Origin of the sequence: Actinoplanes derwentensis, from assembly GCF_900104725.1 — a bacterium.
GTDB classification, from domain to species: domain Bacteria; phylum Actinomycetota; class Actinomycetes; order Mycobacteriales; family Micromonosporaceae; genus Actinoplanes; species Actinoplanes derwentensis.
The window spans coordinates 3,889,078-3,902,482 of record NZ_LT629758.1 but is presented as its reverse complement, the minus strand read 5'-3'; the positions used below and the strand labels follow the sequence as shown (position 1 = coordinate 3,902,482).

Annotated in this window: 12 protein-coding genes; 4 read left to right on the top strand and 8 right to left on the bottom strand. The window is 69.4% G+C overall.

Annotation, left to right across the window (positions count from 1 at the left end):
- Window positions 1-3: 3 nt before the first annotated feature.
- The 6 genes from BLU81_RS17275 to BLU81_RS17250 are packed head-to-tail and all read right to left on the bottom strand — an operon-like array spanning window position 4 to window position 5,991.
- The gene (locus BLU81_RS17275) at window positions 4-852 is read right to left on the bottom strand and encodes a phosphogluconate dehydrogenase C-terminal domain-containing protein (protein WP_092545613.1); all 849 of its coding nucleotides are present in this window, start codon (window positions 850-852) and stop codon (window positions 4-6) included.
- The gene (locus BLU81_RS17270) at window positions 849-1,634 is read right to left on the bottom strand and encodes a sugar phosphate isomerase/epimerase family protein (protein WP_092545612.1); all 786 of its coding nucleotides are present in this window, start codon (window positions 1,632-1,634) and stop codon (window positions 849-851) included. The genes BLU81_RS17275 and BLU81_RS17270 overlap by 4 nt, the downstream gene beginning before the upstream one ends.
- Window positions 1,631-2,392, bottom strand: coding sequence for a triose-phosphate isomerase family protein (locus tag BLU81_RS17265; protein ID WP_157751650.1), 762 nt, complete (start codon window positions 2,390-2,392; stop codon window positions 1,631-1,633). The genes BLU81_RS17270 and BLU81_RS17265 overlap by 4 nt, the downstream gene beginning before the upstream one ends.
- Entirely contained in the window at window positions 2,389-2,841 is a 453-nt protein-coding gene (locus BLU81_RS17260; protein ID WP_092557226.1) for a ribose-5-phosphate isomerase, read from the bottom strand. Before BLU81_RS17260 ends, BLU81_RS17265 begins: the two co-directional genes overlap by 4 nt.
- 8 nt (window positions 2,842-2,849) lie before the next feature.
- Window positions 2,850-4,589, bottom strand: coding sequence for a dihydroxyacetone kinase family protein (locus BLU81_RS17255; protein ID WP_092545611.1), 1,740 nt, complete (start codon window positions 4,587-4,589; stop codon window positions 2,850-2,852).
- A gap of 25 nt (window positions 4,590-4,614) precedes the next feature.
- Window positions 4,615-5,991, bottom strand: coding sequence for an MFS transporter (locus BLU81_RS17250; RefSeq protein ID WP_231954608.1), 1,377 nt, complete (start codon window positions 5,989-5,991; stop codon window positions 4,615-4,617).
- Between the two features lie 123 nt (window positions 5,992-6,114).
- Between BLU81_RS17250 and BLU81_RS17245 the strand changes: the two genes are divergently transcribed.
- Window positions 6,115-6,858, top strand: a complete 744-nt coding sequence (locus BLU81_RS17245) for a FadR/GntR family transcriptional regulator (protein WP_197686262.1) — start codon at window positions 6,115-6,117, stop codon at window positions 6,856-6,858.
- A 25-nt stretch (window positions 6,859-6,883) separates the two neighbouring features.
- Here BLU81_RS17245 and BLU81_RS17240 read toward each other — a convergent pair whose 3' ends face one another.
- Entirely contained in the window at window positions 6,884-9,538 is a 2,655-nt protein-coding gene (locus BLU81_RS17240) for a TIM-barrel domain-containing protein (protein WP_092545609.1), read from the bottom strand.
- A 141-nt stretch (window positions 9,539-9,679) separates the two neighbouring features.
- Between BLU81_RS17240 and BLU81_RS17235 the strand changes: the two genes are divergently transcribed.
- Window positions 9,680-10,690, top strand: coding sequence for a serine hydrolase (locus BLU81_RS17235; RefSeq protein ID WP_092545608.1), 1,011 nt, complete (start codon window positions 9,680-9,682; stop codon window positions 10,688-10,690).
- Between the two features lie 123 nt (window positions 10,691-10,813).
- Here the strand turns inward: BLU81_RS17235 and BLU81_RS17230 are convergent, their stop codons facing one another.
- On the bottom strand, window positions 10,814-11,515 hold the full coding sequence (locus BLU81_RS17230; RefSeq protein WP_092545607.1) for a carbonic anhydrase: 702 nt from the start codon (window positions 11,513-11,515) through the stop codon (window positions 10,814-10,816).
- Window positions 11,516-11,617: 102 nt separating this feature from the next.
- Here BLU81_RS17230 and BLU81_RS17225 point away from each other — a divergent pair, with 102 nt between their 5' ends.
- Both BLU81_RS17225 and BLU81_RS17220 read left to right on the top strand, forming a co-directional pair.
- Window positions 11,618-12,733, top strand: coding sequence for a sensor histidine kinase (locus tag BLU81_RS17225; RefSeq protein WP_092545606.1), 1,116 nt, complete (start codon window positions 11,618-11,620; stop codon window positions 12,731-12,733).
- On the top strand, window positions 12,730-13,386 hold the full coding sequence (locus tag BLU81_RS17220; RefSeq protein WP_197686261.1) for a response regulator: 657 nt from the start codon (window positions 12,730-12,732) through the stop codon (window positions 13,384-13,386). The genes BLU81_RS17225 and BLU81_RS17220 overlap by 4 nt, the downstream gene beginning before the upstream one ends.
- Window positions 13,387-13,405: the final 19 nt, after the last annotated feature.

Here is a 13,405-nt window from a genome sequence, read left to right as displayed (position 1 = left end):
AGATCAGCGGTCGATGTGGTCCAGGTGCAGCATCTTCTTGAGGACGCTGTCCAGCTCGGCGTCGTTGAAGATGGACTTCCAGTCGTCCTTGATGATCTTGTCGCGGCCGTAGTCCATCGCGATCAGGCAGGCGTCCGAGAACGGGTTGTCGCCGCGCAGGCCGTTGGCCAGCGCCACCTGCACGTGACCCATCAGCATGGCGCGGGCGGCCGGCTCCGGCACGCCGACGGTGTCGACGGTCTCCCGCAGAGCCTCGTTCAGCAGCGAACCGATCATGCAGGCCACCACCTCGACCAGGGTCGGCTCCAGGTAGGCGAGCTGCTTGACGGTCACCCAGTGCACGTCCAGGACCGGCGCGTACATCAGCTTGATGACCGTTTCGGCCGTCTGCTGGACTTCCGTGGAGCCGGACTCCAGCGCGGCCACCACGTCCTGCGGCGCGGCGATGCCACCGAAGGTGTCCTCCAGCTCCGCCTTGGTCTTGCGCTGCAGGAAGACCGACGGGTGACAAGGGTGGGCCACCGCGTACTCCACGTCCTCGCGCTGGAACAGCAGGTTCGCGTACGCGGCCGCCGGGTCCAGGGTCAGCACGATCGCACCGGGCCGAAGCTGCGGCACGACCGCGGCGGAGACCGGGCCGAGCGCGATGTCCGGCACCGACAGGATGACCACGTCGGCGTCCTTGACGGCCTCGTCGGTCGCGGTGACGACCCGGCCGGCGTCGACGGTGCGCTGTTGGCCGGCGGGGGAGTTCTCCGCGTAGAAGACGGTGTGCTCGCTGCGCATCAGGTTGTTGGACACGCGCATGCCCATCTTGCCGCCGGCACCCACTACAGCGATGGTCAGCTTCATTTCCGGCTCCTCAGGTAGTCCAGGTTGTGGTCGGTCCAGCGGTTCTCGAGCTGACTCGTGGTCTCCGGGTCGCCCTGCCAGGGCACCCAGTGCTCGATGATCTGGTTGACGCCGTCCGCCGGGCGGACCGCGTCGATCATGTGGTCGTAGTCGAGGAGCCCTTCGCCCAGCGGGCAGCCGGCCAGCGTGAAGCCGACCCAGCCGTTCCTACGGGTGAAGGAGAAGTCCTTGACGTGGATGTTCTTGACGTGATTTCTGGTGCGCTCGATGGTGTCCCGCGGATGCTCCAGCGCGGCGACACTGTTCGCCGGGTCCAGGCAGATGCCCAGGTTCGCCGATCCGACGGCTTCGACGGCGGCGACCACGGTCGGCGTCGGGACCTGCTCGTAGGTCTCCAGCGCCACTGTCACGCCGGCCCGCTCGTAGTCCGGAATCGCCGCGCCGAGCAGGTCGATCGCCTCGTCCAAGCTCGGCCGGTGACCGACCGTGTTGAACATGCTGCGGACCACGGTGACGTCCAGCCGCTGCGCGATGTCCAGATATCTCTGGAGATGTTCCGGTGAGAGGCCCCGCGTTCCCAGCTCAAGAGCAATTCCCAGGCCATCGGCCGTACGTTTGACCGAGGCCAAGTCGGCTTCCTCGATCAACGGGTAGTCGCAGATCTGGAACAGTTCCACGCCGAGTGCCGCGGTCCGCTCCAGCATCGTGTCCAGGCTGATCGGATCAGGGGCGGTCGAGTGCCACTGCCAGAAGAACGCGTACGTGCTCAGCCCGATCGTCATGCCCGGGCCGCCGTCTCCTCGACCACCTTGACCAGGGCCTCCGGGTCGTGGGCGAACCGTCCCAGGAACAGCCCGTCGACGCCGCCGCCCAGGCGGGTGGCCAGGCCCGGTCCCGCGCTGCCGCCGTAGATGACCGAGCTGTCCGGGTGCGCCGACTCCTGCGCCACCGTGTCCCGCAGGGCCGTGCACACCCCCGTGATGTGCTCGTCCGACGCGGGTTGCGCAGCGCCGATCGCCCAGAACGGCTCGTAGGCGAGGATCAGCGAACCGCCGAGACCGAACCGCCGGCTGGTCTGCAGTGCGTCGATGAGCTGACGACGGCACTCGGTGACGGCCTGGGCGACCGGCATCCGATCCCGCTCACCGAGGCAGAGCACCGGGGTCAGCCCGGCGCGCAGGGCGGCGGCGGTCTTGTCGGCCACCACCTCCTCGGTCTCGCCGAAGTGGGTGCGCCGTTCGGCGTGACCGACCTCGACGTAGCGGGCGCCGGCCTCGCGCAGGAAGACGCCACTGACCTCACCGGTCCACGCGCCGCTGTCGGCGGCGGCCAGGTTCTGCGCGCCCGCCGTGATCGGCGTGCCGCGCAGGATGCCGGCAACTGCTGGAAGGGCCGGGAACGACGGGAGCAGGAACAGCCGTACGTCGCCCGCGACCAGGGCCGGGTGGTTGCCGAGCAGGTCGGCGACCGTGCGGGACCAGCGCAGTGTCTGGTCGTACCCGAAGTACATCTTCAGGCTGACACCGAGAGTCCGGGTCATGCGCACTCGTACTTCTCGATGAGCGCGACCTTGCCGGCCGAGGCCGAGGTCTCGTCGAAGGTGTAGGTCAGCCACTCGCGGGCCAGCCGGCGGGCCAGTTCCAGGCCGACGACACGCTGCCCGAACGTGAGCACCTGGGCGTTGTTCGACAGGATCGAGCGTTCGACCGAGAAGCTGTCGTGTGCGGTGACGGCCCGGATGCCGGCCACCTTGTTGGCCGCGATCGCCACGCCCAGTCCGGTGCCGCAGACCAGCAGCGCCCGGTCGGCCTTACCGGCGGCGACCATCTCGGCGGCGGCGATCGCCACGCTCGGGTACGAGTGATCCGGCGTGTCGGCCACGTCGACCACGGTCTCCACGAGGTCGTTCGCGGCCAGGTCCGCCTTGAGGGCCTCCTTGTAGGCGAAGCCCGCCTCGTCGGCGCCGACTACGATACGAAACTTGCTCATCGGGGTGCTCACTCTCCGGTCGTTGTCGCAGGGGTGCTGAGCACGGTGTGCACGGTGCGGGCGATCAGGCTCATCGAGACCGCGCCGGCGTCGGGGGTGCCCAGGCTCTTCTCCGCGTGGGGCCGGGCCCGGCCCATCCGCGGAAGCAGGTTCTTCGTGGCTTCGGCCGCCCTCTCGGCGGCGTCCGCGGCGACACCCCAGGCGCCGGTCACGGACGCGCCGTCGGCGACTGCCGCGGCGAAGGATTCGTCGAGCGGGATCAGCACGTCGACCATGGTCTTGTCGCCGAGCTGAGCGCCGCCGATGTCGCAGATGCCGTCGCGGGCCGCGCGGACCGCCGCGGCCATCACCTCAGGCGTGGGGTGGTCCTGGTCGCCGAGGGCCTGGCCGATGCGCCGCAGGGCGATGCCCCAGAGCGCGCCGGAGGTGCCGCCGGCCCGGTCGGACCAGGCGTCGGCTGCTTCGATCAGGACGGTTCCGGCACCGGCCCGTCGCCGCTGGGCGTCCGCTGCCGCGTCGACCGCGGCTTTGATGCCGCGTTGCATGCCGATGCCGTGGTCACCGTCGCCGGCTACCGCGTCGATGCGGCCGAGGTCGTCGACGTTGGCGTCGACGACGTCCCGGGCGGCGGTCAGGACCGCGACGACACGGGCGGCCGCCGCCTGCGAGGCGGGGCTGCCCTGGGGTAGTTCGGCGGCGAGTTCGGAGAGCGTCTCGGTCGTGTCCGCGACGGTCGAGTGGATCGCGCCCCGGTGGAAGGCCGGAGTGTCGGCGGGTGCGGTCCAGAGCCGTTCCAGGTCGTCGTCCAGCCAGGTCAGGGTCAGCGAGACACCGGCCATGTCGAAGCTGGTGCACAGTTCGCCGACTTCGGGCGCCACTACGGTCAGGCCGGCCGCGCCGAGCAGGTGGTTCACCCGGCGGTACACCACGAACAGTTCTTCCTGTTTGACCGAGCCGAGCCCGTTGAGCAGGACGGCCACCCGGGCGCCGGACGCCGTCACGACACCGTCGGGCAGTTCGGTCAGCAGCCGCTCGACGAGCAGGGTGGCCAGTTCGTCGGCGGTCGGCAGGTCGGCCTCGGCGAATCCGGGTTCGCCGTGGATGCCCAGGCCGATCGCCATCTTGCCGTCGGGCACGGTGAACAGCGGGGTGCCGGCGCCGGGCAGCGTGCACCCGGAGAACGCCACGCCCATGCTGCGGGTGCGGTCGTTGGCCCGGTTCGCCAGCGCGGACACCACCTCCAGGGGCATCCCTTCGTCGGCGGCCGCTCCGGCGACCTTGAAGACGACCAGGTCACCGGCGATGCCACGGCGTTTGTGCCGTTCGGCGTCGGGGGCGCTGAAGATGTCGTCGGTGACCCGGACGGTCTCCACCCGGATCCCGGCGCCGCGCAGGCGTTCCTGCGCGGCGTCGAAGTTGAGGCAGTCGCCGGCGTAGTTTCCGTACGCCAGCAGAACGCCGCCCCCGTGGTCGGCGGCCTTACTGACCGCGGTGACCTGCTGCGCCGACGGTGAAGCGAACACGTTGCCGATCACGGCGGCGCTGGCCAGGCCCTGGCCGACCAGGCCGGCGAAGGCCGGGTAGTGCCCGGACCCGCCGCCCACGACCACCGCGACGGTGCCGGGCGGGGTGGCCGTGCTGCGGACCACTCCACCGGAGGTGTGCCGCACCCAGCGGCCGTTGGCGGCCACGAAGCCTTCGGTCATCTCGTCGGCGAACGCCGCGGGGTCGTTGAACAGACGGGTCATTACGGTCCTTCCAGGGGGAGTGGGTTCAGTGCCCGGCCGGAACCGGGGCCTGGTCGTCGGCGGCGATCCGGCCCCGGCGGCTCAGCGCCACCATCAGCACCGAACTGAGCAGCATGAACGCGCCGACGACGAAGAACGCCACCTTGTAGTCGCCGCCGTTGAGGTCGGCCAGTTCGCCGGTGATGTACGGGGCGGCGAAACCGGCCAGGTTGCCCATCGTGTTGATCAGGGCGATACCGGCCGCCGCGGCGGCACCCGCGAGGAACTGCGTGGGCACGGTCCAGAAGTTGGGCAGAGCGGCGAAGATCGAGCAGGCGGTGATCGCGAGGACCGCGATGGTCAGGGTCGGCGAGCCGGCGAACAGCGCGAGCGGGATGCTGACCGCGCCGACGGCTGCCGGGATGGCGATGTGGCCGGGCTTGACCCCGTGTTTGGTGGCGTGCCGGGTGGCCAGGTAGAGCGCGATCGCCGCCGGGACGTACGGGATGGCGGTGATCAGGCCCTTGTCGATCAGGTCGAACTTCACGCCGAACTGTTCCTGGAAGTCCGCGATGATCGTCGGCAGGAAGAACGCGAGGGTGTAGAGGCCGTAGATGAAGCCGAAGTAGATGAAGCTGAGAGTCCAGACCCGGCCGCTGCTGAACGCGGCCTTCAGCCCGGCGAGGCCGTGTCCGCCGGTGTCGTCGGCGCCCTTGCTCCTGGCTTCGACGGCCAGTTCGGTGGTCAGCCACTCCTGCTCGGCGGGGGTGAGCCACTTGGCCTGCTTGGGGGAGTCGGCCAGGTAGAACCAGGCGACCACGCCGATGACGATGGCCGGCAGGCCGACGCCGAGGAACATGAAGCGCCAGCCCTCGAGGCCGAAGAAGGCGCCGTCGTGGCTCATCAGCCAGCCGGCCAGCGGTGCGCCGATCACGCTGGTGAGCGGCTGTGCCAGGTAGAACAGGCCGAGGATCCGGCTGCGGTAGCGGGCCGGGACCCAGAGGCTGAGGAACAGGATCGCGCCGGGGAAGAAGCCGGCCTCGGCCACACCGAGCAGGAAGCGTAGCCAGCTCAGCTGGGTGAACGACCCGACCCAGGTGAACAGCACCGCGACGATGCCCCAGGTGACCATGATCCGGGCGAGCCAGCGCCGGGCCCCGAACTTGTGCAGCGCGAGGTTGCTGGGGACCTCCAGCAGGATGTAGCCGATGAAGAAGACACCCGAGGCGAAACCGTACTGAGCTGCCGTGAGGGCCAGGTCGTCGTTCATCCCGTTGGGTGCTGCGAACCCGATCGCGGTGCGGTCGAGGTAATTGATGAAGAACATGAGTGCAACGAAGGGGACCAGGCGAACAGCGACCTTGCGGATCGCTGATTTCTCGACTGCGGACGGCGCCGATGAGGCGGTCGACGTGCTGGTCAAGAGGAACTCCTTACATGACATGACTCCTGGTGGAACGAAGCGGTAACGCCATCGTCATGATTTGCATCGCACCTGTCAACCGGTTGACCAATTTTTTGGTTGACCAGTTGGTATGCTCAGCGCATGGTGACGCCCCCGGCTTTCGACGCCGAGCTGAGTGCCGCGCTCGGCGGCACGATCAAGAGCCCGACCGCGATGGCCGAGGTGGCCCGCCGCCTGCTGGATTACATTCACAGCGGGGCCGTGGCCGAAGGTGATCGGTTGCCTGCCGAGCGTCAGCTGTCCACCCTGATGGGCGTCGGCCGGTCCGCGGTGCGGGAGGCGCTGGCCGCTCTGGAGATCCTCGGCATCGTCGAGGTCCGCCCCGGCTCCGGCACCTACCTGCGCGGCAGCACGTCAGAGCTGCTGCCGCAGACCCTGTCCTGGGGCATCCTGCTGCACGCGGACAAGACCCGCGAACTGATCGAGGTCCGGCACGGTCTGGAGACCCAGGCCGCCCGTCTAGCCGCCGGGAACGTCACCGACGGCTCGCTGCGCCGGCTGGCCGACCATCTGGACACGATGGAGCACAGCCTCGGCGACTTCCACCATTTCGTCACCGCGGACATGCTGTTCCATCAGGAACTCGCCGTCATCGCGGGTAACGAGCTGCTACGGGACATCCTCCAGAGTGTCCGCTCGCTGATTCGGGTCTGGGTCGAGCGCGCCCTGAACGACGCCGACCACGCCAAGATCACGATCGCCGAGCACCGGGCCATCCTGGAGGGTGTGCGAGCCCGCGATCCCGAGGCGGCCGCCCAGGCGATGAGCCGCCACATGGACAGCGCCGGAGCCCGGCTGCGGCCCACTCTCCCCGGTGGTGAATGACCGGGGAGAGTGGAGTGCGCGATGATCAGCGTCCGGGTGACCGGACGAAGACCGGCATGGTGTCCAGGGTCGTGGTGACCGTGGCGGTGGTGCCGCCCTTGTAGCGCTTGCCGGTGAAGTAGTCGACCCAGGTGTTGCCGCGCGGGAACCACACCGTGGTGGACGCGGTGGTGCCCGGGGTGGTCACCGGGGCGACCAGGAAGTCCGGGCCGAACAGGTACTGGCTGCCGGCCGTCGCGTACGCCTCCTGTTCGTTCGGGTACGCCAGGTACATGGCGCGGACGATCGGTGTTCCGGTGCGGGTGGCCTCGGCGGCCGCCGCGTACGTGTAGGGCTGCAGCTTCTTGCGCAGGTTCAGGAACTTCTTCGCCGACGCGTTCGCCGCCGGGCCGTACTGCCACGGCAGACGGTCACTGTGGTCGGAGTGCAGCCGGTCGATCGGCTGGAACGTGCCCATCTGCACCCACCGGGCGTACAGATCGTCGGGCAGTTTTGTGGAACCCGGCTCGGCGCCCGGCTCCTGCAGGCCGCGAGTGTGCCCGCCGATGTCGTGGCTGATCGCGGCCAGACCGGTCGCCGCCGACTCGGCGGGCGTGTAACCGATGGTGTACCGCAGCGTCTCCCAGTTGGAGATGGTGTCACCGGTGAAGTGCAGCGTGGTGCGCTTGTCGGCCCACGGGCCACCGGCGACCGGGCCGGGGTTGCCGTAACCGCCGGTCTGCAACGCTCCGTAGGCGCGAGAGAAGGCGAAGCCGGTGCGGTCGGCGTACTCCTGGTTGATCCGGGCGTCGGAACCGCGGGAGTCGTCGCAGCACCAGTCCAGCCACCAGAAGTCGACGTCGGCACCCATCTGCTCGTGCAACCAGAAGTAGGCCTTCAGCTGGTCCGGGTCGTCGAAGTCGAAGACGCGACCGCGGCTGGACGGCTTCAGTTTGCCCTTGGCGATCTCCTGCGCCCTCGCGTAGTGCGGGTCGGACTCGGAGATGCTCGGGTGGATGTTCAGCCCGGTGCGGATGCCCTTCTTGTGCAGATTGGCGGCGAACGCGTTCCAGTCCGGGAACCGGGACTCGTCGACCGACCAGCCGTTCCACTTGTCCGGCGCCTTGAAGTCGGTGTCCACCACCAGCACGTCCAGCGGCACACCCTCACTCTTGAACCGCGCCACGATGCTGTCGAACTCGGCGGCCGTGCGGTCGAAATACTGCGAGTACCAGACGCCGTACGCCCACTTCGGCAGCAGTTTCGTCGGCCCGGTCAGCACCGAGAGTTCCCGCAGCGCCCGACGGTAGTCCGTCCCGTAGGCGAAGACGTAACCGTCCTGATGATCCCCGGAATCGTCCAGCAGCGACCATCCGTCCTGGTAGAGCAGCCCCGCGTAGGTGCGCGCACCGCCGTCGACGCCGTCCAGGCCACGCCGGTAGCCACCGAGCGGCGCGTGCGGGGCGAGAAGCTTCGAGCGGGCGGCGGTCACGGCGATCGTGTCCACGTTGACGTGGCAGCTCTGTTCGGTGGGACAGCCCAGCGCGACGGTGTTCGTTCCGGCCTTCAAGGTCAACTTCACCGATTGGGTACGCCAGAAGTCCCACCCACTGGTCGGCGGCAACTCGGCGGTGGCCGTCCCCACGGTCACGGTGCGGGTCTGCAGGGGCTGACTTCCGGCCGGCCCGTTCGCGTACCGCAACTGCACCTGGTAGACGCCGTCGGCGGGCACCCTGGTCACGGTGAACGCAGTCCCGTCGCCGATGCCCTCCAGCCCGGCCAGGAAGCCCTCACCGGCATACCCGTTGTGGTCGTCGGCGAGCTTCGCGCGACCGCTGAACTGCCCCTTCTCCGCCTCGCACAGCTCTGCGAACACGCAGGGCACGGCAGCCGGCGGAGTCGGCGCGGGGTAACCGGCGCCCGGTGCGACAAGCGCCAGGCTGTCGACGTTCACATTGCCCGAGTCGGTGGCCGTCCGGACCAGGGTGACGTCGTGCCGGCCGGCGCTCAAGGTCAGCGGCACCGCGGCGAGGCCCCAGGTGTCCCAGTCGGCGGTCGGCGGCAGGCTCAGGGTGCCGGCCGCGACACCGTCGACGGTCACGGTCAGGGTGCGGGTGACGTTCTGGCCGTCCCCGCCGGTGCTGTTCGCGTAACGGACGCTGAGCTGCCGAGCGCCCGCGGCCGCCGCGGTGACGGCGAACTTCAGCGAGGCACCGGTGCTCTCGAACCCGGCCGCGAAACCACGCCCGGTGTAGTCCCGGTGGTTGGTGGCGACGCTCGGGCCGTCGAGGGTGAGCGACTCGGCCTCACACAGGGCGCCGGGCGTGCAGACGGGACCACCGGTCCAGGGGGAGGCGGTCACGTTCTTCACCCGTACCAGCAAGTTGTCCTGGTTGAAGGGACCGGAACCGACCCGGTAACGCAGCGTCGCCCCGCTGGTCTCGATGGTCAGCCAGCCGCGCGAGACCCGGGAGGTGAAGGGGGTCCGCTTGAAGTCGTCGCGGCCGATCACGTTGAACGTGTCCGCGTCGGTGAACCGCCCGGTGGGGGAGAACTCGGTGCGGATCAGGGTGGGGGAGAGGACCTGGAAGCGGGCGTTGCCCGAGACGACGTCCCGGGCCGCGGCCTGTGCCGGAGCGACCGGCGCGACCAGGATGAGGGCGGCCGTGACGGCGAGCCCCCGGAGTAAGCGATGGCGCACGCCTGTACCTCATCGATCGTAAGGAAACTTGACGATGATCAAGCTGTCATCCGCCGGTAACGGAAGTCAATGATCGATCTGCATGTGCGGATGTGGTGTACGTTGCCGCGAGATCGACTGTCCATCCACATAGGGGGAGCTTTGTCTACCAGCATGTCCCGCCGCGCCGCCCTCGGGATCGGTGCCGCAGCAGCTGTCGCCGGAGCCGGAGTGAGTAGTCCCGCCCAGGCCGCGCTTTCCGGTCCGGCCGCTATCCGCAAGGTCTACAACAAGGAGAAGGTGAAGGCCGGCGGCGTGTGGCACACGCACATCGCGGCCATCGACGCCACCGGAACGATCGCGCCGATCATCGAGGACGACGCCGACCACGTCACCTACGGCTACAGCGTGCAGAAACTGTTCGTCGCCACCGCGGTGATGGACAAGATCGACCGGGGTGAGCTGACCCTCGGCACCAAGCTCGACCTCACCGCCGGCATCATCCTCGGCGGCTCCGGCATCTACCACCTGCACCGGGTGTGGGGCGACGACATCACCGTCGCGAACTTCCTCACCGCGATGCTGCTGGTCTCCGACAACACCGCGGTCCGGATGTGCGGCCGGGTCGTGCCCGCCCTGGAACTCAACGAGATCCTGGCCGCCAAGGGCTTCGTGCACACCCGGGTCGAGCCGGTCGCCAACCCGAACCGCTTCTTCCTCGGCACCACCACCCCGCGCGAGACGCACGACATGCTCTGGCGTCTCGCCAACAAGACCCTGCTCAGCCCGGAGTCCTGTGACTTCCTGCTGAGCATCACCCGCTGGCTCAACGGCTACCACGACGGGGTCCGCCGCGTCATGTCGTCGAAGGAGCGCGAGCGGGTCGCCACCAAGTACGGCGCCGACTTCAACACCCTCGGCGAGTCCCGGCACGAGGCCGGCATCATGTTCAGCGCAGACGGGCTGCCGCTGCTGACCTACGCGATGTTCGCCGAGGGCCTGGGCGAGCCGCTGAACTACGGCGCCACCCACCCGGCGGTCGAGGCCCACGCCAAGATCGGCCGGACCCTCTTCGACAACCTTCCGGCCGTCCCGGCCACCCTGTCGACGGCCCGCACGTCGTCGGTGCCCCGCACCCTGCCGAAGCCGTTCAGCCCGGTCAACGGCGGCTGACCACCCGCCCTTCCCAGGGTGCGAGCCGTAAGTCGGCACGCATGCCGGGTGCGCGAGTTGCGTGGTGACTTCGGGTGCGAATCGAACCCGAAGTCACCACGCTGGTGGCGGCTCTTCTCGGGGTTATGACAGCGGCGTCACCACTCCGGTGTCCAGGTCGTAGCGGGCTCCGACGACTGCCAGTTTCCCGTGTTCGACACGCTCCCGGATGATGTCGCTGCCGGCTTTCAGGGCTGCCACCTGGGCCAGCACGTTGGCTCGTACGGCCTTCTCCACGGCGTCCGGGTCGTTCACGAACGGCTCGACGATCGGGGTCAGCGCGTTCACGATCGTCTGGATGTGGCCGGGGGCGGTGGTTCCGTTCGCGATCGTGCTCAACGTCGCCGCTATCGCGCCGCAGCGCTCGTGGCCCAGCACTATCAGTAGCGGCGGTTCGAACTCCTCGACCGCGTACTCCATGCTGCCCAGTAGCAGGTCGTCGACGATGTTGCCGGCCACCCGGTCGTCGAACAGGTCGCCGATGCCCTGGTCGAACAACAGTTCCGGGGACACCCGGGAATCCGCGCAGCCGAGCAGGACCGCGAACGGATGCTGCCCGGCCGCCACCTCGTGCAGCCGGGCCACCGTCTGATGCGGGTGCCGGGACCGGCCGGTGACGAACCGGCGGTTGCCGTCGAGCAGCGCCTTCAGTGCGGCGCGCGGGGTGGCGGGGGACGGTTCGGGCGGGAGGGAAGCGGCGGCGGGTGCCGCTCCGATCGCGATCGAACCGGCGACGGCTCCTCCGGCGGTGAACAGCGCTCGACGGCGGAGCGAAACGTCGATCATCGAGTCTCCTAATCATTGACGACCGTAGGATCATCCTCCTTCGATGGCGGCTGCCGAAAGGCCGGGCGATGGCTGGTGGCGGGTCGGCATTAAGCTCCCGGCGTGCGTTGGTGGAGAAGCCTGGACCCGCTGATCAGGGACGCCGCCGGAGCGGTCCTGCTGATCGTGGCGGCGTTCGTGCCCGGGGTCGCGGAACTCGGGCTGGAGATCGGCGAACTGCATCAGCGCGCCGACGACCCGCTCAGCCTGACGCTGCTGTTGCTCCAAGCCGGTGGGCTGGCGCTGCGCCGCCGCTGGCCGGCCGTCTGCCTGGCCATCGTCGGCAGCGCGTACGTGGTTCACCAACTGCTCGGCTACCCGGCGAACGTGGCCACCATGGCGCTTGTCGTCGCCCTCTACAGCGCGGGCGCCTACCAGCAGCGATGGACGGTGGTGGCCGCCGTGACGGCCGCCTACACCGGACTGGCCGTGGGGCTGCACCTGCGCGGCTCCGGTGAGCAGCCGGTCGACTTCGTGACCTTCTTCGCGTTCCTCGCCGCCTGCTGGGGCGCCGGTGCCTGGATCCGCGCACGACAGGCCGAGGAGCAGCGCAAACGACAGGCGAGTGTGGGCGCGGCGATCACTGAGGAACGGTCCCGGATCGCGCGGGAGCTGCATGACGTCGTCACTCACCACGTGACCGCGATGGTGGTGCAGGCCGACACCGCCGGGTTCCTGATCGGGCCGCAGCCGGAGCGAGCCGGCGAGGCGGTCGCCGCGGTCAGTGGGGCCGGGCGGGAGGCGCTCAGCGAGTTGCGGCTCTTGTTGGGCGTACTGGAAAGCGGTGAAATGTCCTCGGAACCGGCCGGAGGCCGCCTCGCCGACCTGGTGGACCGCATGCGCCGCGCGGGTCAGCCGGTCGAGTTCAGTGAACAGGGCGGTCCCGGCCCGGACGGTGGCCTCGGCCTCGCCGTGCACCGGGTGGTGCAGGAGAGCCTGACCAACGCGGTCAAACACGCCCGTGGGCGGCCGACTCGGGTGCGGGTGCGGCACAGCGGCACCGGCACCGAGATCGAGGTGGTGACGGCGGGGTCGTTGCGCGGCGACGTGCGGCCCGGTCGCGGCCTGACCGGTCTCCGGGAGAGGGTCAAGGTCTTCGGCGGTACGTTCGACGCCGGCGGTGAACGGGACGGCGATTTCACGGTACGAGCGTTCCTGCCCCGTGGGAGCGTGGCGTGATCCGGGTGCTGGTCTGCGACGACCAGGCGCTGATCCGGGCCGGGTTCGTGACCGTGTTCGGCATGCAGGACGACCTGGACGTGGTCGGCGAGGCGTCCGACGGTGAGGCGGCCGTCCGGGAGGCGTTGCGCCTGCGGCCTGACGTGGTGGTGATGGACATCCGGATGCCGCTGCTCGACGGCATCGAGGCGACCCGCCGGCTGGCCGGGCCCGGCGTCGACCAGCCGATCCGGGTGCTGGTGGTGACCACGTTCAACCTGGACGGTTACGTCTACGAGGCGTTGCGGGCCGGGGCCAGCGGCTTCCTGCTCAAGGACGCGCAACCGGCCGAACTGATCGAGGGCATCCGCACGATCGCCCGAGGCGAGTCGCTGCTCGCGCCGGCCGTCACCCGCGGGCTGGTCGGGCGGTTCGGTGACCGGGTGCGGCCGTCGGCGTCCGGTTCCGATCAGCGGCTGGCTGTGCTGACCGCGCGGGAGATCGAGGTGTTCCGGCTGATCGCCGAGGGCCTGTCCAACGCGGAGATCGCGGCGAGACTGGTGATCAGCCCGGAGACGGTCAAGACCTACGTCTCGAGGATCCTCACCAAACTCGCGCTGCGCGACCGGGTGCAGGCGGTGATCCTCGCCTATCAGACGGGACTGGTCTCTTGACCATCCCCCGGGCGAGCCA